Origin of the sequence: Streptomyces sp. NPDC058051, assembly GCF_042885475.1 — a bacterium.
Lineage (GTDB): Bacteria > Actinomycetota > Actinomycetes > Streptomycetales > Streptomycetaceae > Streptomyces.
This window is the reverse complement of record NZ_JBHVRW010000006.1, coordinates 285,421-310,597: the sequence shown is the minus strand read 5'-3', so window position 1 is coordinate 310,597 and position 25,177 is coordinate 285,421. Positions and strand designations below refer to the sequence as shown.

The following is a 25,177-nucleotide window of genomic DNA, read 5'->3' as shown; positions in this document are numbered from 1 at the left end:
TTCGCTGCCTGCCTGCCTGCCTGTTCCGGACCGGCCGTCACGGCGGCCGGTCGCGTGGGAATCAGGGAGATCGCGGGTCGGCGGCGCGTTCTGCGGGGGCCGGAAGCGCCCGTCCCAGGCGTGCGAGCGGGGACAGGGCCATCAGCGCGGGGGACAGTGTCATGCCTGCGGCCGTCACCAGGAGGCTGGTGCGCAACCCCCACTCCTGCGCGAGGAAGCCGCCGAGCAGCGAGCCGAGCGGGGTCAGCCCCATGCCGACAAACGTGATCGTCGCGGCCGCGCGGCCCTGCATCCCGTCCGGGGTGACCGCCTGCCGGACGGCCATGACCGTGACATTCACCAACTGGCCGCCGGTCCCGAACACGAAGCTGACCGCAAGGAGCACGGGAAACGTCACCGCGGAGGAGCCGTGCAGCGCGGGCACACACAGGAACGCGCCGTCGCCGAGTGCCGCCGCGGACACGAGCACCGGACCATGGCCGAAGCGGATCGGCAGGCGGGCGGCCAGCACCGAGCCGAGGAGCGCGCCCGGCCCCGTCGCCGCAAGCGCCAGCCCGACGGCGGCGCCCGACAGGTGCAGTTCCCGCGGCAGGAAGAGCAGATAGACGGTCATCACGGCCGCGAAGGAGAACTGGAAGGCGGCCGAGGCGAGGCACACGGCCCGCAGCGAGGTATCGCTGAGGACGAAACGGAGGCCCTCATGAATCCGCCGCCAGACCCGAGGGGGACGTTCCGCGCGCTCCGGGATCGCTTCGCGGTGACGGATCCGTCGGATCGACAGGAACGACAGCGCGAAGAACAGCGCGCTGGAGGCGGCGGCGATCGGCGCCGACAGGAGTGACACCAACGCACCGCCGAGGGCGGGACCGCCGATCTGTGCCGCGGACCGGCTGCCCTCAAGTGCGCTGTTGCCCCTCACCAACTGATCGCGTCTCACCAGCCGCACGAGAGACGCCTGGTATGCGACGTCGAAGAACACGGACAGGGCCCCGACGGCGAAGGCGACCACGAGCAGCGCGGGCAGGCCGAGCCAACCGAGGAGGCCGGCCAACGCGGCGCCGCCCAGTGCCACGGTCCGGCCGACGTCCGTCAGCACCATCACCGTGCGGGTCCGCCATCTGTCCACCCACGCGCCGACGAAAAGCGAGAGCAACAGGATCGGCGCCTGCCCCACCGCACGGAGGGCGCCCAGCTGGCCGGCACCGGCGTCGAGTGTCAGGACAGCGAAGAGCGGCAACACCAACAGGCTTGCGTGTTCACCGAGTTGGGAGGCTGTCTGACCTGCCCAGAGTCTACGGAAGTCGCCATCCCGCCACAGGCTTGAAAGGACAGGCCGACGGGAATCGGATACAGCGGAGGAAGCGGACGGCACGGGGATTCCTTGGATTGCCGACAACGAGGCCCGTTCACCGGCGCACAACAGGCGCATCGATGGCTCAGGCAGGGGAAGGCTCGCTGTGCCGCACCATCAAGGGCAGCACGCGATGACAGACCGATCACGGCCTACAACGTCAACGCGCGCTCGGACGACCGGGCATCTCTTTGCTCCTCGTGGGTCACTCGCCGAACCCGAACCCGAACCCGAACACTAGCCTTCGGCGGCCAGGCGGGAAAGACGGTTTGAAGCAGGGGCGGACGATCATGTGACTCGCGCCATTCGCGCCACTCGCGCCCTTCACGCGTCGATGGCGTGAGCTCAGTTGCGCGGCGTTCATGCTGCATGTCCAGAGGTCGAACACCGACGGCGGCGGCACTCCGGCCGGAGGCGGATCGTCACACCGCTACCCCCGGCCGGCCCAGCGCCTCCGTACGCCGAGTCCTCCGCCGTATCGCGACCCCGGCGCGTCAGCGCCACGGGCGCCGTCACCGCGAACGTCGTCCCCGGCGCATCAGGGCCACGGTCCCGTCACCTCACCGCGAACGTCGTCCCCGGCGCGTCAGCGCCACGGCCCTGTCACCGCGAACGTCGTCCCGGGTGTGTAGCAGTTGACGTACATCGTCCCGCCGTCCGGAGCGAATGTGACCCCGGCGAACTCGCCCCACGCCGGTTCCTCGGGCGTGCCGATGTTCTGCCGGCCCCGCGCCATGGGGTACACCTCGCCCTTCCGGGTCAGGCCGAACACGTGCTGGGCGCCGTCGCCGTCCTCGCACACCATGAGCCCGCCGTCGGAGGCGAGGCAGATGTTGTCGGGGGACTCGCCCGGCAGCTGGACGTCCGTCCCGGGGCCGAAGACGATCACCAGGGTGAGACGGCGCCGTTCCGGCTCGTACCGCCACACCTGGCCGTAGTGGTCGCCCGCCGAACCCTGCGAGCTGTGCGCGAAGCTGGAGACGAAGTAGACCGCCGACCCGCCCCAGTAGCAGCCCTCCAGCTTCTGCGCGTGGGTGATGCCTTTCGCGCCGAAGTCCTGGAAGCGGATCGGGGTCTCGGCAGCCAGTGGATCCGGTACGGGAACCCACTCGACGCCCTCGAACCTCGCACCGGTCTCCTGGATCGCGGAGAGGTCGGGGACTCCCGGCACCCTCATGGCCTCCAGGTGACCGCCGGCCCGCAGCGAGCCCGTCCCGCCGAGCGGCTTGTTCGGCAGGAAGCGGTAGAAGAGCCCGAACGGTTTGTCGAACGCGTCCTCCGTCTCGTACACGACCCCGGTCTTCGGGTCGATCGCGATGGCCTCGTGCTGGAAGCGGCCCATCGCGGTGAGCGGTACGGCGCCGGTGCGGCGCGGATCGGCGCCGTCCACCTCGAAGATGAAGCCGTGGTCCTTGGTGTAGCCGTTGGTGCCGGCCTTGTCCTCGGTCTCCTCGCAGGTCAGCCAGGTGTTCCAAGGGGTGCGGCCGCCCGCGCAGTTCACCGCCGTGCCGGCGATGGCGACGCGTTCGCCGAGGACGTTGTTGCGGCCGTCCAGCTCCAGGGCCGTACAGCCGCCCTTGCCCATCGGATCGTAGGTGAGACCCTCGACGGCCGGGACCGGGATCGTCGCGGTCACGCGGTTCTCGTGGTTGCGCACGAGGCGGACGTGCCCGTTTCGGCCCGCGAAGGCGGCCATGCCGTCGTGATTGCTGGGGACCTGGCCCTCGCCGGAGCGGAGCGGGTCGCCCTCTCGCGACAGGACCCGGTAGCGGAAGCCCTTCGGGAGGTCGAGCAGGCCGTCCGGGTCGGGCACGAGCGGACCGTAGCCGCTGTACCCGCGCGCGGTGGCGGCGCCCGCGAAGAGTTCGGAGAACGCCCCGGCGAAGGCGATCGAGGCAACGGCCGCGCCGCTGCCGGCCAGGACCTTTCGTCGTGTTGCGCGTCGTGGTGCTGCTGCTGATGACATGAGGCAACTCCCTGCTGGCGGACAGGAGAAGTGACCCGCATGTGTGTACCACGCGTATTGCCGCGCGGGAACCACGCGGGCCACCGGGTCTCCTGCGTGTCACGGGCCCGCAGGGGCCCGCGATGTCAGACCAGGGACGCGCTGAGCGTGATCGTCGTGCCCGTGAGCGCCTGGCTGACCGGGCAGTTGGCCTTGGCGTCCTCGGCGGCCTTGACGAAGCCCGCCTCGTCGAGACCCGGCACCTCGCCCTGGACGGTGAGGTGGATGCCGGTGATGCCGGTACCGGGCTGGAAGGTGACCTCGGCCTGGGTGTTGAGCCGGGTAGGCGGGGTGCCGGCCGTGGCCAGGCCGTTGGACAGCGCCATCGAGAAGCAGCTGGAGTGGGCCGCCGCGATGAGCTCCTCGGGGCTGGTCCTGCCGTTCGCCTTCTCCGCGCGGGAGGGCCAGGAGACCTCGTAGTCGCCGATGCCGGAGGAGTCGAAGGTGACGACGCCCTTGCCCTCGATCAGGTTGCCTTCCCAGACCGTGTGCGCCTGACGCGTGGTAGCCATGCTGGATCCCTTCAAACGGATTGCGCGGTTCATACGGGAGATACGAGGCGCCCCGGGGCACCTCGGCGTACCGCCCGAACCCGCTTCGGCGAGGCTTCGGGCTGTACGTCCCCGAACCTACTGCGCCACCAGCCCCTTCGCGTCGCGGGCCAGTGCGGTGAGCCGGGAGATTGCCCGGAAGTACTTCTTCCGGTACCCGCCGTTCAGCATCTCCTCGCTGAACAGGCGGTCGAACGGGACTCCGGAGGCGAGCACCGGGATCTCCCGGTCGTACAGCCGGTCGGCCAGGACGACCAGCCGCAGCGCGGTCGACTGGTCGGGGACCGGCTGGACCTCGGTGAGGCAGACCGCCCGCAGATCGTCCGTCAGCGCGCCGTAGCGGCTCGGATGGACCCGGGAGAGATGGTCGAGGAGCGAGGGGAAGTCGTCCAGGCTGGCGCCCTGGGTGGCGTACGCGGCCCTGGTGACCCGCTCGGCGGAGTACGGCGCGGGGGCCTCGGGCAGCCCGCGGTGGCGGTAGTCCTCGCCGTCGATCCGCAGCGGACGGAAGTGCGCCGACAGCCCCTGGATCTCCCGCAGGAAGTCGGCGGAGGCGAACCGGCCCTCACCGAGCTTGCCGGGCAGCGTGTTCGAGGTGGCGGCGAGCGCGACCCCCGCCTCGACGAGACGGCTGAGCAGCGACGACACCAGCACCGTGTCGCCCGGGTCGTCCAGCTCGAACTCGTCGATGCACAGGAGCCGGTGCCCGCTCAGTGTCCGCACGGCCTGCTGGAAGCCCAGTGCGCCGACGAGGTTCGTCAGCTCGACGAACGTGCCGAACGCCTTCAGTGAGGGCGCGGCGGGCGTGGCGTGCCAGAGGGAGGCCAGCAGGTGCGTCTTGCCGACGCCGTAGCCGCCGTCGAGGTAGACCCCGAGGCGGGCCCGCGGCGCCGGCCTCCTGCCGAACAGTTTGCGCTTGCCGGAGCCGGTGGCGTGCGCCCCGCCGAGCCCGGACGCGAACTCGCTGAGCACCTTGACCGCTTCTATCTGGCTGGGCTGGTCGGGGTCGGGGGCGTACGTATCGAAGCGCACGGAGTCGAAGCGCGGCGGCGGCACCATCTCGGCGACCAGGCGGTCGGCGGGGACGTGCGGCTCACGGGCGCACAGGGACAGCGGGGCCGTTTCGGCTATGGGGCTCTGCCCAGGCACGGCGGTGGAGGACGACACAACCATCCACTGTAACGGCCTCTCCCAGGCCGGGGAGCGGGCTCCCGACGCCCTGCGACCCCGTTCGCGGCGTTGTCGTCGGTCAACGACGCCCTGCGACCCCGTTCGCCGCGTTGTCGTCGGGCAACGACGTGCCTTCCGCGAGCTCTCGGCTTCGCTCACGCAGGGGAGACCCCATCCGTCTTCCTCCTCCGCCCCTGCGATCGAAGCCGCACGACGCCGCTCGCTGATCCACTCCCTGTCGTGGGGGAGGCCGTGAGCGCCGTGCCAGACTGCGGGGCATGCGACGCCTCTTCCCTGTGACGGACCTGACACCGGCGGATGACGACCTGACACCGGCTGCCGACAGGGAGGAATGGAGTCTGGACGATCTGGCCGACGCGTACGCGTACCCCGAAGGGGACGGCCTCTGGCTCCGCGCCAACATGGTGTCGACGCTCGACGGCGCCGCCCAGCACGAGGGGCGTTCGCAGCCGATCTCCAGCGAGAGCGACATGCGGATCTTCGGCACGCTGCGGGCCCTGGCGGACGCGGTGGTGGTGGGGGCGGAGACCGTACGGCTGGAGGGCTACCGGCCCGCCAGGGCCCGTGAGGCCTTCGCCGCCCGCCGGGCCGCAGCCGGGCAGGGCCCCGCACCGGCGATCGCCGTGGTGACCGGCAGCCTGGACCTGGACTTCTCGTTGCCGCTCTTCGTCTCGCCGCTCGTTCCGACCCTGGTGCTGACCGGGGCCGGAGCCCCCGCGGAACGGATCGAGGCGGCGCGGCGGGCGGGCGCCGAGGTGGTGATCGCGGGGGAGGGCGGCCGGGTGGATCCCGCCCGGGCCGTGCGGGAGCTGGCGGACCGCGGGCTCCCGCGGCTGCTGACCGAGGGCGGCCCCAGGATGCTGGGCCAGTTCGTGGCGGCCGGGGTGCTGGACGAGCTCTGTCTGACGCTGGCGCCGATGCTGACCGCCGGGGACGCGCAGCGGATCGCCGCCGGTCCCGCGGTGGCCGTGCCGGAACGATTCACCCTGACATCGATGCTGGAAGAGGCCGGGTTCCTCTTCACTCGGTACCGTCGGATCCGACAATGAGCGGAATTTCCCGTTCCGGTTAGCGTTCGGTGGGCACAATTAGTCTCGCAGACCCCGTGCGAGCACGGGGAAGGATGGTTTCAGCAGAGACTGGCGACGGTTACCGAAGCAGAAGGGCACCTGTGGTGTTCACCAGCGTCTTGATGATCGAGAAGCCCCTCACTTCCGAGGACGTCGAATTCGTCACCACCCTGCACGGGGAGGAGCAGATCTCCTTCGTCGTACTCATGCAGCCGCGCGGCGACCAGGCCGATGTGCTGTTGCGGGCCATCGACGACCTGGCAATGGGCGAACTGAAGGAAGCCGCCCGGGAGGGGGACGTGCCGGAGGGCAAGGACGCCAGACAGTCGGCCGAACTGGCGCTCGAAGTGTCACTGGAGGCTCTGCGGCAGGCAGGCTCCCAAGCGGTCGGACAGGTGGTCGAGGACCACCCGCTGGACAAGCTGAAGTCCGTGGTCGACGACGCGGAGGCGGACGAGGTCATCGTGCTGACCGCGCCGCACTACGTGGAAGAGTTCTTCCACCGGGACTGGGCGTCCAGGGCCCGGCACAAGGTCGGCGTACCGGTGCTGAAGCTCTTCGCGCACAGCGAATAGGCTGGGCGGGTACTCGTTTCGACTCCTGGGGAGACACACGCATGGCACCCGGTATTCCTGCCGCCATGGAACGGCCGCACTTCATCGGCATCGGCGGCGCCGGAATGTCGGGCATCGCGAAGATCCTCACCCAGCGCGGTGCGAAGGTCGCGGGCAGTGACGCCAAGGAGTCGGGAACGGCCGAGGCACTGCGGGCGCTGGGGGCGACCGTCCACATCGGGCACGCCGCCGCACATCTGGCGGACGACGCCTCGTGCGTGGTCGTCTCCAGCGCCATCCGCTCCGACAACCCGGAGCTGGTGCGCGCCGCCGAGCTGTCGATCCCCGTCGTGCACCGCTCCGACGCACTCGCCTCCCTGATGGGCGGCCTGCGCGCGATCGCGGTGGCCGGTACGCACGGCAAGACGACCACCACCTCGATGCTGGCCGTCGCCCTGTCGGAACTGAACCTCGACCCTTCGTACGCCATCGGCGGCGACCTCGCGGGCCCCGGCACCAACGCGACGCACGGCGAGGGCCCGATCTTCGTCGCCGAGGCGGACGAGAGCGACCGCAGCTTCCAGAAGTACGACCCCGAGGTCGCGATCGTCCTCAACGTCGAGCTGGACCACCACGCGAACTATGCCTCGATCGACGAGATCTACGAGTCCTTCGAGACGTTCGCCGGCAAGATCGTCCCCGACGGCACGCTGGTGATCTCCGCCGACCAGCCCGGCGCCGTCGAGCTGACCGAGCGGGTGCGGGCCCGGTCCTCGGTGAAGGTCGTCACCTACGGAGAGGCACAGACGGCCGACGTACGCGTCCACAAGGTCACCCCGCGCGGCCTGACCAGCGAGGTCACGGTCGTCCTGAACGGCAAGTACCTCACGTTCACGGTCTCCGTGCCCGGCCGCCACTACGCCCTCAACGCCGTCGCGGCCCTCACAGCCGGTGTCGCCCTCGGCATCCCGGCCCACAACCTCGCCTCGGCCCTCGGCAAGTACACCGGGGTCAAGCGCCGCCTCCAGCTCAAGGGCGAAGCCGCGGGCGTGCAGGTCATCGATTCCTACGCGCACCACCCCACCGAGATGACCGCGGACCTCGAAGCGATGCGCGGCGCCGCGTCCGACGCCCGCCTCCTGGTCGTCTTCCAGCCCCACCTCTTCTCCCGCACCCAGGAGCTGGGTACCGAGATGGGCCAGGCCCTCGCGCTGGCCGACGCCTCCGTGGTCCTGGACATCTATCCGGCCCGCGAGGACCCGATCCCCGGGATCACCAGCGACCTGATCATCGACGCCGCGCGGGCCGCGGGCGCCGACGTCACCGCCGTCCACGACCATGCGGCGGTCCCGGAGGCCGTCGCGGGAATGGCGAAGCCCGGCGATCTCGTTCTCACCATGGGAGCGGGCGACGTCACGGACCTCGGCCCGCGGATCCTGGACCACCTGTCGAGCTGAGGGAGCGACGTGCCGTACGACATCGAGAAGCCGGACGAGGAGTGGCGGGCCGAGCTGACCCCCGCGGAGTACGCGGTTCTGCGTCAGGCAGGCACCGAACCCGCCTTCGTCGGCGAGTACACCGACACCAAGGCCACAGGCGTCTACTCCTGCCGCGCCTGCGGCGCGGAGCTGTTCCGCTCCGACACCAAGTTCGAATCGCACTGCGGCTGGCCGTCCTTCTACGACCCGAAGGACACGGACGCGGTCGAACTCCTCCAGGACCGCAGCCACGGCATGGTCCGCATCGAGGTCCGCTGCGCCCGCTGCGGGTCGCACCTCGGCCACGTCTTCGAGGGCGAGGGCTATCCGACCCCGACGGACCAGCGGTACTGCATCAACTCCATCTCACTGCGGCTGACGCCCGACGAGGGCTGAGAGCCTGTAGCCGACCGTGCGCCGGGCGGTGCTCCACCGGGCGGGACCGCTGCCCGGCTGCATCAGCGGATCCACCCGGCGGCGGAACGGCCGGCGGAACGGCCGGCGGAACGGCGTCTACCCGCCGAAGCGGGATGCGTCCGCAGGGAAGTAGCGCAGTTCCGGGTGGGCCGGGTCGAACTGGGGCAGCCCGGGCGGCAGGACGGGGTGCAGAGCCTCGAAGACCCCCCGCACGGCGTCGTCCGAGTACTCCGCCGCCGTTCCGGTCGCCTGGAGCACGACCCCGCCGGCCGCGAGCGGGAACACGCGGTGGAACGCCCCCGTCGCGGCGAGGGCGGCGGGCCCGCCCAGCCGCTGGGACAGCTCCTCGGGGCACACGGTCGTCCAGGAGTAGCCCCGGAGCAGCTTCCTTGCCTCCCGTACGGAGGCGCGTACCCGACGGTTGAGTACCCAGTCGAGGTTGGTCTCCTCACCGGCCGGCGCGTCGGCACCGACCCAGGCGAACGCCGGGTTCACCGTGTCCAGCGCGGCCACGAGGAACTCGACGGCCCGGGAGCAGAAATCAGGGTCGTCGAGCCTGCCGCACTCCTCGCCGAACAGCAGCTGCGCCTCCGCGTTCGGGCGGCGGACCCGGATGGTCGAGCTGCGCACATGGACGAGCGGCCTCCCCAAGTACTCCCGCATGAAGAGCACATGCGCGGTCTCGGGCTCCCGCAGCAGCTCCTGACGCATGGCCTCCCACCCCGTCGACAGCGGGTGGTGGTCCCGTCTCGGGGCCCGCTCGTCGGACCGCGTACTCGCCGAGAAGAAGGCACCGCCCCGGCCCTCCTGCTCCACCGGGCTCCGCAGCGGTCCCGCGAGGGCGGCGCCGAACCAGGAAGCAAGCCCGGTTCCGACCCCGCCACTGGTGACGGCATCGAACGTGGCAATGGCCCGCAATCCCATTCCCGAGCTCCTTCCTGGAACGATCTCCCGCACAGGCTGAACAGGCTAACCACTGTCAGGCACGGGCCGCCGACGGGCCCGGCGGCGCTATGCCGCGAGCGAGTACAGCGTGATGCCGCCGACGGTCACCGTCGTGCCCACGGCCACTCCGCCGCCACCGCTCGCCCCTCCCAGCAGAACGAGGGGACCTCCGACGACGATCAGCGCCTTGCCCCACTCCGAACTCCACCAGGGCTGGCCGGGGACGGGCGGATTCGCCATGCCCGTGGCCGAAGGCGTGGGCTCCGGCGACGACTGCGCCGAGGGGCGGGATGTCGCCGAGGCGTCCGGGCTCGGGCCGGGGCCGGGCGACGGCGACGGCGTTCTCTTGCGCTTGGGATCGACCCCGTAGTAGCGCATGCCTTCGTAGGCGGTGTCCTTGTCGCTCCAGACCGTTCCCGTGCGGTCCTTTCCGAAGGCGAACCTCGCCGTGGCGAGTGCGGGTCCTCGGGCGACCCTTCTGGTGTCGCCCTTCGAGTCCAGATGGTCCTCCATCTTGTCGACGTAGCGCGTCAGTTGATCGGGGCCGTCCTCGAAGGCGTACTTGTGCTTGTTCGCCGCCTTCTGGTCGCCGGGCTTCGGCTTCTTGGAAGCTGTGGGCTTCACTTCCCAGATGTACACGGTGCCGTTGGACCAGAAGATCACATCGGCTCTGCCGTCGGCCCCGGACCCGTCGGCCTTGGCACCGGGAATCTCGTTGGCGGCATGACCACCCCGTCCGACATCGACGGTGACGTACCCCTCGATCCCGTACTTCTTCGCCCATGAGGCCGCCGCGAACCCGCTGGCGCAGACGGCTCCGTCGTGGGCCGTGTTCTGCCGGGACAGGCAGTTGCCGAGGTTGGTGACTCCTTGGTTCCGCTGGACGGGGGGTGCCCCGCCACCGCCGCCGGTGCCGCTGCCGGTGTCACCGCCGCCGCCACCGCCGCCGCCCGAGCCGAGGTTGCCCAGCCACGCGCACATGCAGAAGAGCAGTCCGGTGGGGTCGCTCTTGCTGACGGGGCTGCTGTTGCCGTAGGCGTATCCGTTCATCTGCAGCGGGTCGGCCAGGTCGGTCACCGGGTCCGCGGACAGGAAACGGCCGGCGTTCTGGTCGTACTCACGTGCGCCGAGGTGCGTCAGTCCGGTCGCGCTGTCGTCGATGCCGACACCGAGGTAGCCGCGCTTGTTGGGCCAGCTCGTCGGCTTCGGGCCGCGGGCCTCGCCGTAGGGCTTGAACTCCCGGCGCGTGACCGCTTGGCTGCCGGACAGTTCGACCGAGGTACCGGCCGTGCCGAGATGATCGGCGATCAGGACACTGAGCTTGTGACCGGTGGTGGCACCGTTGCTGGTCGTGCGGACGACGGTGGGTGCCCCGGGGTGGGAGTAGGACCGCGAGGCGCGTGTGATCTTTCCGGTGGTGTCGGTGGTCAGCTCGGTCTCGCCGAGGTGGAGCGTCGCACCGGTCGGTGAGTGCTCAAGGAGGCGGTTGCCGGCCGCGTCGTAGATGTAGGACGTCTTGTTGCCGTCGTCGGTGAGGGACTCCAGTTTGTTGTCGGGCGACCACTTCAGACTCTGCGTCGTCGCCGGCAGATCCCGTACCTCGGTGTTGCCGGTGGCGTCGTAGGTGTAGGCGCTTCCCTGGCCGGACGGTGTCGAACCGACCCAGGCGAGTGTGTGCGGCTGGGTCGTGACCGGCTCGCCGACCCCGTTGCCCGTGACGGTCTTTCCGTAGCCGTAGGTGTAGGCGACGTTCTTCGTCGCGTCGGCCGTGTTGTGCTCGGTCATGGTGGCGCGATTGCCGAGCCAGTCGAAGGTGAACGACTGCCGGTAGGCGGTGGCGCCCGTCGACACCGTGCCCGTTGCCGGCGCTGCCGCTGTCAGGGACGCCGAGAGCGCCGGGTCGGGGGCTTCGGAGTCGGTCTCGGAGTCGGGCGCGTCGGCGACCGGCCCGGAGGAGGGGGCCGCGTCGGTGCGGTACCCCCAGGTGGCGCCGCTCGTCGACCTGCACCCGGTGCCGTTGCCCGTGGGCTCGATGCTGGACGTCCAGGCGCTCACCAGCTCACCCAACACGTCATAGGTGAAGCACTGGTTGTCCCAGACGGAGCCGCTGGCGCTGCTGAGCCTGCGGGTGTTGGAGGTGATGGTGCCGGAGGTGTCGTACGCGTAGTAGCTGTCGTTGATCGCGTGCGGAGAGGCGGTCTCCCGGTCGGTGACCGTGCGCTGCAGCCGGCCGGTGTGCGCGTCGACGAAGTTGGTCGTCCAGACCCGGTAGGGCTGGGCTCCGGAAACCGTGCGCAGGACCTCGCCGTAGGGCGAGTACGTGGCACTCGACGTGTACCAGGAGAGTCCGGACGTGGACTCGGCCAGCCCGTCCTCGTCGTAGCGCGTGATGACCTTCTCGCTCGCGAGTCCGCCGGTGGCCGGCATCGTCACCGTCAGCGGGCGGCCGGTGAGGCTGTAACCGTACGAGTAGGCGTAGGTGCCCGAGATTCCGGTGGTCATGGAATTCGCGGGGATGACGGTTTCCCGCCCGGTCGGCCGGTATCCGGCGTCGTAGCTGGTGACGCGCGAGATGTAGTCGCCGGAGGCGTCGTGCTGGATGGCGGCGACCGGTTGCCCCAGTGCGCCGGGCAGGCTGTCAAAGGTGAATTCCTTGACCGGCGGAGCGGTCGCGGATCCCTCGCGGACGGCCTTCACACGGCTGAGTTCGTCGTACTCCGTGTAGGTCGACTGCCCGCGCGCGGTGGTGACCTTGACCGGGCGGTCGGCGTCGTCGTACTCGGTGTTGGTGGTGCCGGTGTCCGGATCGGTCGCGGCGGTGACGCGACCGCGGGCGTCGTAGGTGTACGACCAGGCGTTGCCGGCCGGGTCCGTGACCGATTCGCGGTTGCCGCGCTTGTCGTAGGTGTACGACGTGACCCGGCGCCCGCTGTTGTTGCCGTCCGTGTACTGCTGGACGGAGGTGACACGGCCCAGGGCGTCGGTGAAGGACTTGCTCGACGGGGCGGTGGAGCCGGGCGGGTCGACGAACGTGCTCGTGTCGGTGTAGTAGGTGTACGCGGCGTACTTGTAGTCCGCGCCGTGGTAGGTGGACAGGCGGACCTGGCGGCCGAGACCGTCGTAGCGCGTCTTGGTCCAGTTGGGTATCAGGGTGTTCGACCTGGGCTCGAAGAGCTCGCCCGTCGGCTGTCCCTTGGCGAGGTACCCACCGGTCTTCTCGTACAGCAGACCTTGGTCGTTGTAGGTGGTGTCGACGATGATGCGGCCGGGGCCGTGTGCCTCGGACTGGTTCTGGACCTCGCGCATCAGGCCGTCGTAGATCGTGACCTGGAGGGCGTAGCTGCCGTCGTCCTTGAGGGTCTTCATCGTGACGGCGGCGGGCCGGGACTTGTCGGGCGTGGCGACGGCCGGCTGGTAGCCGAACTCCACGTCCGGCGTGGACGCTGTCGACCGCGTCGCGGACCAGCCCTTGATCAACCTGCCGAGGCCGTCGTAATCGGTGCGTGAGACACGGCCGTTGGCGTCCGTGACGGTGAGTGCGAGAGCACGGCCCGGGTCGAACGTCGTGGTGGTGGCGTGCCCCTTGGCATTGATCACCTTGGTGGAGGTGACCGGTCCTCCGGCGTCACCGGGGGTGTACTGGGTCTCGGTGGTTCCGACACCGGGTTTGGTGACGGTGCGCGCGCGGCCCAGTGGGTCGTAGGTGGTCTTGGTGACGATGGAGTGGGAGGTGCCGGTGCCGTTGCTCTCGGCGGCTTCGGTGGCGAGCCCCTTGGTGGGCGCGGCGCCGTAGCCCAGATTGTCGTAGGAGGTGTGCCGTGAGCCCTTCAGCTCGGTGGCGGGATTCGCGGTGTCGAACGCCGCGCAGCTGGTGGCGGTGGTCCGTTGCTCCTTGGGGAGACCGATCAGCCAAGCGGCGGGATTGTGCACGTAGCTGGTCCGGCTGCAGCTGTACTGGGACAGGCTCTCACCGGTGCCGTTGGGCTTGACGACCATGGTCTCGACCTGGACGGGGATACCGTAGGTGTCGTCGACCTCGGTCAGGGTGCGCACGGCCTGCCAGCTGGTGTCGACCGTCTGGATGGCGTCGATGCGTTTGATGCCTCCCCGGTGGGCCAGGAGTGGGGTGAGCGTGCTGCCGTCCTCCCCTTCGCGGGCGCGCGAGGCGGTCTGCTGGGACCACGGGTAGTTCAGCGTGCGCTTGACGACCCGGCCGTCGGAGTTGGCATAGGCGATGCTCTCGGCGGTGAGGCCGGAATACTGGCGGGCGTCGTCCGCCACCAGGGTGTAGGTGCCGGTCGAGTCCTTCACCGCGCCGCCGACGCCCTGGAAGTAGCGGGTGACGGCGTACGACTGGGACTGCGGATCCCCCATCTGGGAGGTGGACTTGCTGCCCCGGGTGACGGACACCTGCCGGTAGCCGCGCCAGTCGCTGTGGGTGCGCAGGGCGGCACGGGTGAATTCGTCGTCGCTCTTGGACCAGGCCGGGTCCTTGTACGCGTAGGTCGTGTGGATGGGCTTGCCGTGCGAGGTGACGTTGTCGGTCTCGGTGACCGAAGCGACGACGTACTTGTTGAACCAGGCCTTGGCGGGTTTCTTCTCCTCGCCGTCCGGGGACCAGCGCAGCGGGAAGCAGGTGGTGTTGTCCCTGCCCTTGTCCTCCGCGGGCTCGGTGGCGCAGCCGCCGGTGTACTCGACCTCGATGGCACCGCCGTACTCGGTGGCGACGGTGCCAATGCGCGGCCGGGTGAAGCCGGGGCGCTGGTCACCGCTGCCGGTCGGGACGAGGTTGGGTAGTTGACGGTCCTTCAGGCGTGCGCGCAGCGGTGAGGAGGAGCCGACGGTGTAGTGGGCGAAGCTCACGCCGTCCTTGGACTGGACGGTGCCGGTGGTGTCGCCGGGACCGTATCCGGTGCGGGTGATGGAGTTGAGCCACAGCCCTGGCGAGGTGTCGTACCAGTCCTCGGGGAACGACTGGTTCAGGGTGTAGGTGTCGACCTTCTGGAGTGTGGTCGAACCGGGGCGCTGGGCGTAGGTGGTGACGGCGGACAGTCGCAGCCGGGTCCAGAACGAGGGGAAGGAGGGGCAGAGCTTGGAGGTGGCCTTGCAGTTGAGGTTGCCGGGACTGTCCCACCACGGTCGGTAGGCACCCGGGTCGTCGGTCTTGTCGAAGTTCGCGCCGTCGCAGATCGTGGCTGACGCGAGGCAGCGCTGGGCGGCCATCAGGTCGACGCGCGCGGACGGCTTCGTCAGGTCCGAGGCGCGCATGCCGTACTCGATGGAGTCCGGGTAGGCGGCCCGGTCGTAGGCCTCGGGCGACTTGAACTTCTTGCGCACCGCGTAGTGGTTCACGGACTGGTGCCAGTCGACGACCATCACGTTGCCGTGCACGTCGACGACCTTGTCCAGTCCCCAGCGCCAGGCCTGCTGCTTGCCCGCGCCGCAGCGGGAATCGGCGTACGCCGCGGCGTGGCAGGGCTCACCGGGGTGGTTGCCGAAGACGGGCACGGTGGAGACGGAGTCGGTGTCGGCGTGACCGCCGCCGACCTTGTTCAGGCCGAAGTGGTACATGGTTCCGTCGGGGGTGGTGACGACCCAGTACTCGCCGTTGTTGTCGCCGTTGGTGGCGCCCACGCGGTGCTCGACGCGGGTGCCGTCGTCGCGCTGCGGCCGGTAGATCTCGGTGTCGCTCTCGGGATTGCTGCCGGCCACCCTCACCAACTCGGTGGTGGAGCCCGCGAGCGACATCACGGCGTTGTACGACACCCAGCAGAGGTCGGGAGTCTTGTCCTTGGAGGCCGTGTTGTTGGGCGTCCCGGCATCGAGCGTCTTGCGGTCGTCCTCGCAGTTGCGGTAGCGGCGTTCGATGTGGCCGGGGTCGTAGTCCCATCCCTCGCCGATCCATGACGCCTGCGGCGACGACACGGCGGTGCGGCCGTCCACGCTCTGGGAGTTGTAGGCGAAGACGACCTTGGGGGCCGGGCCGGCCGGTGCCGGCGGCACGGCGAGCGGATAGGACCAGCTGAAGGCACCGGAGGAACCTCCGGCCTCCCACTTGCCGTTGGAGGCGAGTGGTGTGGCCTTGAACGAGCCGCCCGCGCTGCTGCCCGAATCGATGGCTCCGATGACCGCGCTGTCCCCGGCCGCGGCGGCGGACGCCGAGGTGCGGTAGGCGACCTGCTGGACCGAAGGCCCGGACCGGGAAGTCGAGGGGGAGGAGTCGGCGGCCGGGGTGGTCGTCCCGTCGGCGGCTGTGTCGACGGTCGCGGTGATGGACTCGCTCGCGGTGTCGTTCGCCGTTTCCAGCTCGACGTACTGCTGGCACGCCTCGTCGTCGGGCGTCGTCAGGTAGCACTCGGGGAACTGTACGAACCGGAGACGGGAAGCCCAGTCGGCGCCGTAGAGGTTCTTGAACCCGGAGTAGTCCAGTTTCACGGACACGGGGACGGAGCCGTTCTCCGGCGCCTTCACCGTGACGACGGCGCCGTCCACCCCTTGCCCGGCGGACGCGGTGCGGTCGGTGACGGAGACCTCCCACGTCCCCGTCGGTGCGGGCTGGTCCGGTGCCTGGCCGAGGCTGACCGGCAGGTCGTCCACCGGCGTGAGCGCCACGCGTCGGGCGGCGGTGCGTGTGGAGGCCGGGCTCAGCGGGGGGTTGAAAGTGACCGTCCCGGAGCCCGCGGCAGGCGCTGCGGTCGTACCCGCGGGGGGCTGTTCCCGGTCGTCGGGAACATCGACCTTCAGGGACTCAAGGCTTCTGTCGAAGGCACTGCCGTCGACCGGAAGATCCTTCTCCAGGGGCTCCAGCTCCAGGGTCTGGCGGCCCTGCTCCGCAGCAGCGGGGTCGGGCGGGAGGGCCAGCGACTGGCTGGGGAGCAGACCCACCAGCAGGGCCGCCCCCACGGCGGGTACAACGAGGAGCCGCGTTCGAAGAACGCGGGCACGGGAAAGTCGACCGAACAACACGAGGTCCCCCCGGACCACTCAGAGCGGGACCGAAGCGGACCTCGCGTGATGGCGTATCAGATAGCGGAGATTCTGTGGGGGGCCTGTGAAGCTGCGCCACTGTCCACGACTCGATGTGATGATCGACACGCCCCGTACCGGGGCGTTCATGTACGGGCGGCGCGCATGCGGACTATCGCGCTCCCCGACGTGATTCTTCGCCAGAGCCATCAGAAGGTGGCCAAGTCGGCGAAAAGCAGTCGAACAACCCCTCCCTGCGCCGGTGTTTCGGACGCTTTTTCTCCATACGCCCTGCGAGGACGGCCCTTTATCGCAGTCCTGCTCGCGGCCGGAGCCCGAACAGCGGGACGAACGAGCCGGAGGACGCGGCCTGTCCGGGTCGGTCCACGACGGGTGACGAACCCGGCCTGATGGGTCATCATCGGCTCGCTTCGCCGTGCCCGGTCCGGATCGGGGAGATCCACCGCGCACGGCCATGTTCTGCATCTCCGGCGGCGCCCTGACGGCGCGCGCCGGTTCCGGGGGGAAGGGGAACCGCCACATCATGACGCCCAATTGGCGCCGCGCGCCCAGCCGTCGGGCAGCTGCGGCGGTTGCCGCCGTGGCTCTCGCGGCGACCGCGATCGGCTACGCAGGTCTCGACACGCGGGACTCGGCGGAACGGAACAGCACAGGCCGCGACCGGCACACCACAACGGTCACCGAGTCCCAGGCGATCTCCCGAGCGGCGAAGACGGGTGATCCCGTCGAAGTGACCTCCCTGCGAACACCCCGCTCCACCACGTGGGCGCGGCCCGACGGGCTCATGACCAAGCAGCTGTACTCCTCTCCGGTCCGGGCCGAGGTGGACGGTGTGTGGAAGGCGATCGACCCCGATCTGCACCGCACCGCCGACGGCTGGGAACCCAGGGCGACCAACACCCGGATGGTCTTCTCCGCCGGTTCCGGGGAGCGGGGCGACGGCGACCGCGACCGGAGCTCGCGAGGCGGGGTGCGCCGCGTCTCCCTTGTGGAAGGGGCTGCCGCGGCGGCGGAGACACCGACACCTCTGGTGACCCTCTACGTCGACGGGTACACCATCCAGCTCACCTGGCCCGGCCCCGTCCCCGCACCCGTCATCGACGGCTCGCGCGCCCTGTACCCGGAGATCTTCCCCGGCGCGGACCTGGTCCTCACCGCCGACGACGACGGATTCGCGCAGCTCATCGTGTTGAAGAACCGGCAGGCCGCGGCCGACCCGCGCGTCAAGGCGCTGTCGTACGGCATCACCTCGCCCGACCTCACCTTCCGCCTCGACCCGGTCTCCGACGTCGTCACCGCCGAGAGTGCCTACGGCGACGAGATCGCGTCCTCTTCGACACCCCTGATGTGGGACAGCAGCGGAGTTCCGGCGGTCACCGACAGCACGGTGGGAGCCAGCGCCCAGCCGACCGCGTCGGAGACACCCGGCCCCACCCCCACATCCACGGGGGAGGAGAGCCAGAGCCCGTCCGAAGAAGCACCCGTCGAGGCGGACGAGCAGACCGACCCGTACGCCGAGGTGCTGCCGTCCGCCTCCGACGACCCCTATGTCGCACCGTCCGAGTCGCCCCTGCCGTCCGCACCGCCGGAGCCGACCCCCGCACCCTCGCAGTCCGGCTCGGCGGCGACCCTCAGCCTGCCCTCCATCGACGGGCCCTCACCCGACACGCGCGGTGAGCTCGTCGACGCCGACCTGTCGGGCGCGAACTGGACCATCAGCCCCGACCAGGACTTCCTCACGGACCCGGCGACCCAGTACCCCGTCTTCATCGACCCGTCGGTCAAGAAGCACACGCAGAACTGGACCACCGCGTACAGCCGCCACCCCAACGCCACCTTCTACAACGGCAAGGGTTTCAACAAGGGAGGCACCCACGAGGCACGCGTCGGCTTCGAATCCGACACCTGGGGCACCTCGCGGTCCTACTTCAACATCGCCTTCGACAAAGACCTCAAGGGCGCCCAGATCACCAGCGCGAAACTGCGCGTGCTGGAGACCTACGCCTGGTCCTGCAGCGCCCGGTCGATGAGCGTGCACCTCACCGGACCGGTCAACTCGCACACCAACTGGAAGAACGCGCCCAAGCTGCACGAGGGCAACGAGTTCGCCGCCAAGAGCTTCGCCCACGGGTACAAGTCCGGCTGCCGCGACGCCTACGAGACCTTCGACGTGCGCAAGGCCGCCCAGAAGCAGGCCGACCAGGGCAAGGACAGCATCACCTTCGGGATGCGCGCCCGGGACGAGAAGTCCCAGTACGCCTGGAAGAAGTTCCAGGCCGACGGGGACAACGCCCCGGTCCTGGAACTGGTGTACAACCGCAAGCCGAGTGCACCCACCTCGCTCGATCTCGGGCCGGACGCCAAATGCACCACCACCCAGCCGTACGTCCGCATGGGGTCCGGCAGCCTCACCTTCACGGCAAAGGCGTCGGACAAGGACAAGAACCTGGACTACTTCGACTTCGACCTCTGGCCGACCGGCAAGCTGTCCACCTCCGGTGATCTGCTCGGGTCCACGGGCAAGGTCTCCGTCGGAGGTGACACCGGCACCGCGCTGCGCACCACCTCCGCCTTCCCGACCAGCAAACTCACCAACGGCACCACCTACTCGTGGCGGGTGAGGGCCGTCGACGACGCCGGCGCGAGTTCCGCCTACTCCCCGGCGAACACACCGTGCCGCTTCGTCCTGGACACCGCGGCGCCCAAGCCGCCGAAGGTCAGCTCCACGGACTTCCCGAACGCCGACGGAAGCGAGAACGGCTTCGGCAACGGCGCCGAGGACGCGAATTGGAGCACCAAGAAATTCGGCACGCCCGGCTCGTTCACCGTGCGCGCACTGAGCAGCGACACGGTCCGCTACGAATACGGCTTCAATTCCGCCAGCTATCCGTTCTCGCTGGCCCGCACGGCCGGGACGGCCACCACCGTGAGCGCCACGATCAGCAACGCCAAGCCGCCGACCGCCGGCCCCAACGTGCTGTACGTCCGCGCCGTCGACGGCGCGGGGAACGTCTCGGAGCCGACCAAGTACTTCTTCTACGTCTCGCCCCGCGACCAGGCCGACGCGCCGGGGGACTTCACCGGCGACAAGCTCCCCGACCTCATGGTGATCACGGAGGGCGGCAATCTCTCGCTCTATCCCTCGCAGGCCACCAACGACCTCGCCAAGGGCAGCGGCGACCTGGACTACTCCATGTCCGGCGCCTACCGGAGCAACCCGGACAAGGATCCGCAGGGAGACGATCTGCCGCCCTTCATCGGCCCTCCTTCGGGGCACTTCAAGGGTGCCCTGATCACGCACAACGGAGACATCTACGGCGGTGACGGACTCCAGGACCTGGTGGTCCGGGTCGGTGGAAAGCTCTGGGTCTACCCCGGAGACGGCTACGGCGCCGTCAACATCGACAAACGCCGGGAGATCCTGCTGCCCGCCGGCGCGCCCAGCCCCGCCGATCTCACCCAGATCGTGGCAGCGGGCGACGCCACCGGAGACGGCCGGACCGACTTCTTCGCCACCGTCGGCGACGCGCTGTGGGCCTTCACCGGCTACAACGGCGCCTCCATCGACAAGGCCGTCCGACTGTCCTCGTCCCCCTGGACCGAACGCGACATCGTCACGGTCCAGGACATCTCGGGCGATGGCATCACCGACCTCGTCTACCGCACCGATGTCACCGGCAGACTGCTGCTCCGCAAGGGGATCGCGGCCTCCGGCGGAGGCGTGGACCTCAACTCCCTTGCCGCCGCGGTCAACTCGGCGGGCGGAGTGGACACCGAGTACGGCGCCTCCGGCTGGTCCAGCACGAACATCCCGCACCTGATCGGCACACCGGATGCCAACGGGGACGCGATACCCGACATCTGGACCGTCCGCTCGGACGGATCGGTGCGGTTCTACGCGGGCGGCCGGACCGTGCTGTCCGGATCCGGCACAGAGATCATCGGCGCCGCGAGTTACTGGAAGACACGCATCGGCATCGGCTGACACGGCAGCGGGCGTCAGGGCGGGGCCAGAGGTTCGGACCCGCCCTGACGCCCGAAGCGTCCGGTGGGACGGGTCGCCGCATCTCCGGCCTTCGCCGGTCCCACGACCGCCGTCCGCGCGACCGATGGCCCCCGGCTGTCCCCCACGACCGCCGTCCCTTACGACCGACGGCCCTACAGCCGCCGGCCCCATGACCGACCCCTACGACCGCCGGACCCGTGCCGTCAGCCTGCTGCCCAGCCGCCGGCCGAAGCCGCCCGGCCGGTTCCACGCCCGGAACGCCTCCGCCGTGCGGCTGCTGCCCGTGCGTTCGGCCGCCTTCTCGACGGCGGCCACCGCGTCGGCGGGCAGGCCCCGCACCACCGGCCGCAGCACCTCCTCCAGCAGCGCCGCCCGGGTCTCGCTCCAAGCGCGGCCCGCGTGCGGGTGGGAGCTCCAGACGGTGAAGCAGTCGGCCACGTACGCGGGCTCGGAACGCAGCCGGGCGAGGACCGTGTCGCGGCGGGCGGCCCTGCCGTAGGCCGCGATGAGGTCCGCGTCGTCGCTGTGGACGAACGCGTACAGCTCGGCCTCCGGCCGGTCCGGTGCGAGCAGCCTTTCGGCCAGGGCGCCGAACGCCTGATCGCGCACGCCCGGCTCCACCGGCCTTGCCCCGGCGCACAGCGTCCGGGCCCGTTCGGCCCATCCGGGTTCCGCCGCCCCCGACCGGACGTCCCGCGCGAACTCCAGGAGCAGCAGGGCGCCGCGCACCCGCGCGTCGATCTCCTGCGGGAAGCCGCGCAACAGGTCATGGGCGAGTTCGGGAGCTTCCTCGTCGTCCGCGGGTGCGCCGAGCGCCGCCGCGACGAGAGTGGACCAGGTACCGGCCGTGCGGTGCGCGTCGGAGGTGGTACTGCCCAGCAACTGCCGGGCCTCGCCCGCCGTGGGCGTTCCCTCGCCCCAGACCAGTCCCACTGCCGTGCGCAGCACCAGCGGTTCGGTGAAGGGGGACATGCCGCCGGTGCGGAGCACCGCCTGCAGCGCCTTCACCCGGTCGCCGCCCGCCCCGATGTCCGGCGCCGCCGCGCACATCCGCAGATGCGGCAGCGCCTGAGTGCCGGTGAACGGCAGGGCGACACCGGTCAGCAGCCGCTCCGTCGCCGCCGGATCGTCCGGCGCGATCCGGTCCAGCTCGCCCAGCAGCGCGGTACGGACGTCGAACTGCTCGTCCAGGAGGTCGAGCAGCAGCGGTGCGCAGTCGGCCGCCCCTTCGTCCAGCAGGGACCGGGCCAAGCGGCGTACGACATCGGGAAGCAGGTCCGCGCAGTCCACGTCGAGCAGCCGCGCGATCCGCAGGAGTTGCACCGTGCGCGCCACACTGCGGCCCGGCACGGCGGGCGCGCCGGTGGCGAGTTCGGTACGGAGGTCGTCGCCCAGGGCCGTGACGAGGGCGGCGGCGACGCGCTCCCCGGCCGGTGCGGCGAAGACCGAACGCGCGGGCGGTTCAAGGGTGGCATCGCCACCACGGACCGCCTCCGTCACCAGCAGAGCAGCGAGCGACGCGGTCGTGGCAGCGGGGGCGCGTCCGTCGAGGGCGGTCAACAGGCGTGCCACGGCGGACAGTTCGGTGCTCGTGCGGTCGATACCGGTGGCGGTCAGCGCGTCGGTCAGCCGTCGCGTCCGCTCCTCGTCCAGCGCGTACGGCCGCTCGGCCGCCCAGTCGGCCGCCGCGGCACGCTCGACGGAGCCGAGCCCGATGCCCGCGCACAGTGCCGTGACGGCGAGCGGCCCCGCGGCGAAGGGTTCGCCGGGCAGCTCCGCCGCCGCCCGGAACAGCTCGGGAGACCGATTCCGCCAGATCCGGGCACAGGTCTCCGCCCAGGCGTCGTCCACGGCCTTCTCCGGGCGCGGCCCCGCGCAGTCGTGCACCCGGAGTCCGCCTCCGTCGCCGGGGCCGTCCGCTGCCGTCGCGTCACCCGGCAGCACCCCGACGACCTGGTGAGGGGAGCTCTCCGGCCGTCGGGTGTAGGTCGTGAACGTCAGCCGCTGTGCGTTGTCCGGCGGGAGTACGGCGGTGGCCAGGGCGATCCACCGGGCCACGTCGGCGCTCTGCCGCTCCACGAGGACGACCCGCGCCGCCGACGGATCCTCGTTCACCCGCCGCAGGTCGGCGAAGACCGCAGCCAGCCAGGGGCTGCGGGAGACCGCGAAGTCGTTCAGCGTCTCCGGGCCGAAGGCGGCGGAGGCGGGCAGGGAGTCCATGCGGCCGGGTGCGGAGCCGTGCGGGGGAGTGGAGGCCCAGTTCGGCGACCGCCACGCCGTGATCGGCGGCGCGTCGCCCGGCAGCCGGGTGCCGGCCGGAAGGTGCACCGCGTGCGCGTGGAAACGGCCGGCGCCGGGGCCGCCGAGCGCCACGGTGCGGCTCAGCAGATGGCTGCCGTCGGACAGTGCGCTGTAGCTGAACGCCTCGGGAAAGGAACGGAGTTCGGTGGTTGTCGGGTGGTACGGGGCGCCGGTCGGCGGCTCGTAGCCGAGAAGCTGCTCGGCCTCGGCCAGCACCGGCGTGGGTATCCCGGCGCTGACCGCGGTGAACCGCGCGCCGCCCCCGTCGTCCCCCGCAGAGGCAGAGGTGTAATGCAACTGCGCGAGGCTCATGCGTCGGCCCTCTTCGTCCTTGCCGCGAACGTCCCCGTACCGTCAGCACGCCCGCTCCGTCGGCCGTGCGTCGAGGGCAGGGCTGTCCGGGCGCGGCGACGACCCCGGCGGGGAGCGGTCCGCGATCGCGGGAGCGACGCTATCAAGGCGCGGCGCTCCGCTCCGCACCCTGCCGAAAGGTCACCGGGGCAACCCGGCCGGGGCGCTCGGTCCGGCGGGACGGTGCACAGCGCCCGCAGGGTGGGTGCGGTGGAGCGGGCCCCGCGTCCGGCCGCTCGCGCCGGTGACCGTCGCCCCGGGCCGCCGAGGGGTGAACCACCTCCATCATGACAGTTCGGCGCCCCTTTTCGTAGGACCGACGGCACAGCTCAGAAGCCTTGTGACGGCTTGCCCGCGACTCTCAGAATCACCGTCATGAATCACTCCGAGAACGTCGATCAGGACGCGGTGCTGCGAGCACGGACGATGCTGCTCGGATCCGGTGGGGTGAGCGCCGAGCAGAGGATCGAGGCATACCGGGTGCTGGCGGAAGTGAGCCCCCTGAGCTATCTGCCGAAACTGGCCGAGGCGCTGGTCTCGTTCGGTTACGCGGCGGAGTTCCGGGAGCGCCCGGACGTACAACTGACCCTGTACGGCGAGGCGGTGGCCGTCGCCCGGCGGATCGGCGCGGGTGAGCCGAAGCGGACAGAGCTGCTCTGCCGTGCGCTGACCGCCTACCAACACCAGTTGTACGCCTCCGGCCGGCGGGCGGAGGGTTTCGCGATATGCGAGGAGATGGCCGAAGCCGGACGACAGGGCTTCGAACGGGGGCAGGTGGGGAGCCCCGTATACGGGCACGGGCGGCTGGCTGCCGTACTGGCGGAGGAGGGGCGCCACCAGGAGGCCGCGGACATCTGCGGGCAGTTCTTGCGGTCCGCACGCGCGGAAGGCGTTGCCCGCGGCGCCTTCTGGCACACGGTCGAATGGGCGGCCGAACTGGACGCGGCCGGACGCCCCGACGAGGCCCTGGACGCCTTCGCGGCCCTGATCGACGCCGACCGTGGCGGAGCCGATACGGGGAACACGCCCCTGGCCATCCTGACGTGGGAACTGGTCCGCTACTCCCAGATGCTGGACGCCGCCGGGCGCCGGACCGGGGCCGCGGCGGCCCGGAAGGAGGCTCTCGACGTCCTGGCCGAACTCGACCGGACCGGGGAGCGGAAGGACTGGAGCAACATCCTCTCCTGGTGGACCATGCTGCTCGGCCTGTCCGGCAGGGCGGACGAGCCCGCCGCGTCTCCTCGTGCGCCAGTGCCGCCCTTCGGTTCCACAGAGTGGTCGCACGACACCAGGCAGGCGTACTTCGATGCCCTCCCCGCCCTCGAAGAGGCGACCGCACGCCTGACCGAGGCGGCCGACACCGACCCGCACGGCACCCTGCCGGAACTGATCGCCCTGCACCGAAGGGTGACCATCCGTACGGCACTCCTCCGGGAGAAGCAGAGCCACCGCATCCTGAAGCCGCTCCGGCCGGTCTTCGACAAGGGCGTGGCGCTCGCCTGCCGCCTGGCCGACCTGGACGGTGAGAGCGGCCGGTCCGCGCGGGCCAGGGCGCTGACCGACCGTTCCATGTTCCTCCTCGCCGCCAAGCAGTTCGGCGAGGCCCACGAGGACTTCGCGGCCGTCGCGACCCTGCTGGACTGAACTCCGCTGCGCCGCTGCCGGCCCTTCTCGTAGTCGAGGGCGAACGGGGGGCCATGGGGCGCTCTTTGCGACGACGGCTCCGTGATCGCCTGGGGTGCCAACGCGAACGCCGACGCGCAACTCGGTGACGGCACCACCGACCCCACCCGCCAGCCCGTCGTGGCTTCGCCCGCAGCGGGCGCATGGCCAGAGCATCGCTCAGTGCGCCCCCATCACTCCAATGGCCTACGTACCACGCGCCTTCCGGGTCGTTGGTCGTCTTCGGATTGATGAATCCCCCGCGGGCGCCGCCATACGGTCCCAAGGGTCGCTCTCCGTAAAGGAGT

13 protein-coding genes are annotated in these 25,177 nt (G+C 70.5%); 6 read left to right on the top strand and 7 right to left on the bottom strand.

The genetic code is table 11. The features are described 5' to 3' along the window. Nucleotides 1-61: 61 nt before the first annotated feature. The 4 genes from ACFVUT_RS13225 to zapE form a co-directional block, all read right to left on the bottom strand. Nucleotides 62-1,372 carry an MFS transporter gene (locus tag ACFVUT_RS13225; protein ID WP_389658758.1) on the bottom strand — a complete coding sequence of 437 codons (1,311 nt, stop codon included), beginning with the start codon at nucleotides 1,370-1,372 and terminating at the stop codon, nucleotides 62-64. Between the two features lie 565 nt (nucleotides 1,373-1,937). Beyond that, a complete protein-coding gene (locus ACFVUT_RS13220) occupies nucleotides 1,938-3,317 on the bottom strand; it encodes an alkaline phosphatase PhoX (RefSeq protein ID WP_389658761.1) in 1,380 nt (459 codons plus the stop codon). 125 nt (nucleotides 3,318-3,442) lie between these two features. Then, nucleotides 3,443-3,868: an OsmC family protein gene (locus ACFVUT_RS13215; protein ID WP_389658763.1), complete on the bottom strand. Its 426-nt coding sequence runs from the start codon at nucleotides 3,866-3,868 to the stop codon at nucleotides 3,443-3,445. Nucleotides 3,869-3,985: 117 nt separating this feature from the next. Further along, the gene (gene zapE, locus ACFVUT_RS13210) at nucleotides 3,986-5,074 is read right to left on the bottom strand and encodes a cell division protein ZapE (protein ID WP_389658766.1); all 1,089 of its coding nucleotides are present in this window, start codon (nucleotides 5,072-5,074) and stop codon (nucleotides 3,986-3,988) included. Between the two features lie 281 nt (nucleotides 5,075-5,355). On the opposite strand from zapE, the gene ACFVUT_RS13205 reads away from it, so the two are divergent. The 4 genes from ACFVUT_RS13205 (at nucleotide 5,356) to msrB (ending at nucleotide 8,596) form a co-directional block, all read left to right on the top strand. Next, entirely contained in the window at nucleotides 5,356-6,147 is a 792-nt protein-coding gene (locus tag ACFVUT_RS13205; protein ID WP_389658769.1) for a pyrimidine reductase family protein, read from the top strand. A 143-nt stretch (nucleotides 6,148-6,290) separates the two neighbouring features. Then, nucleotides 6,291-6,743 carry an indole-3-glycerol phosphate synthase gene (locus ACFVUT_RS13200; RefSeq protein WP_389658857.1) on the top strand — a complete coding sequence of 151 codons (453 nt, stop codon included), beginning with the start codon at nucleotides 6,291-6,293 and terminating at the stop codon, nucleotides 6,741-6,743. A gap of 41 nt (nucleotides 6,744-6,784) precedes the next feature. Then, entirely contained in the window at nucleotides 6,785-8,179 is a 1,395-nt protein-coding gene (murC, locus tag ACFVUT_RS13195) for a UDP-N-acetylmuramate--L-alanine ligase (protein ID WP_389658772.1), read from the top strand. 9 nt (nucleotides 8,180-8,188) lie between these two features. Beyond that, nucleotides 8,189-8,596, top strand: a complete 408-nt coding sequence (gene msrB / locus ACFVUT_RS13190; protein ID WP_389658775.1) for a peptide-methionine (R)-S-oxide reductase MsrB — start codon at nucleotides 8,189-8,191, stop codon at nucleotides 8,594-8,596. A gap of 117 nt (nucleotides 8,597-8,713) precedes the next feature. Here msrB and ACFVUT_RS13185 read toward each other — a convergent pair whose 3' ends face one another. Beyond that, nucleotides 8,714-9,541 carry a hypothetical protein gene (locus ACFVUT_RS13185; protein ID WP_389658778.1) on the bottom strand — a complete coding sequence of 276 codons (828 nt, stop codon included), beginning with the start codon at nucleotides 9,539-9,541 and terminating at the stop codon, nucleotides 8,714-8,716. An 87-nt stretch (nucleotides 9,542-9,628) separates the two neighbouring features. Next, nucleotides 9,629-16,465: an RHS repeat-associated core domain-containing protein gene (locus ACFVUT_RS13180; protein ID WP_389658781.1), complete on the bottom strand. Its 6,837-nt coding sequence runs from the start codon at nucleotides 16,463-16,465 to the stop codon at nucleotides 9,629-9,631. Between the two features lie 607 nt (nucleotides 16,466-17,072). Between ACFVUT_RS13180 and ACFVUT_RS13175 the strand changes: the two genes are divergently transcribed. Then, on the top strand, nucleotides 17,073-20,534 hold the full coding sequence (locus ACFVUT_RS13175) for a DNRLRE domain-containing protein (RefSeq protein ID WP_389658784.1): 3,462 nt from the start codon (nucleotides 17,073-17,075) through the stop codon (nucleotides 20,532-20,534). A 201-nt stretch (nucleotides 20,535-20,735) separates the two neighbouring features. Here ACFVUT_RS13175 and ACFVUT_RS13170 read toward each other — a convergent pair whose 3' ends face one another. Continuing rightward, complete coding sequence (locus ACFVUT_RS13170; RefSeq protein ID WP_389658787.1) at nucleotides 20,736-23,168, bottom strand: GTPase-associated protein 1-related protein; 2,433 nt, start codon at nucleotides 23,166-23,168, stop codon at nucleotides 20,736-20,738. 414 nt (nucleotides 23,169-23,582) lie between these two features. On the opposite strand from ACFVUT_RS13170, the gene ACFVUT_RS13165 reads away from it, so the two are divergent. Continuing rightward, a complete protein-coding gene (locus tag ACFVUT_RS13165; protein ID WP_389658790.1) occupies nucleotides 23,583-24,851 on the top strand; it encodes a hypothetical protein in 1,269 nt (422 codons plus the stop codon). Nucleotides 24,852-25,177: the final 326 nt, after the last annotated feature.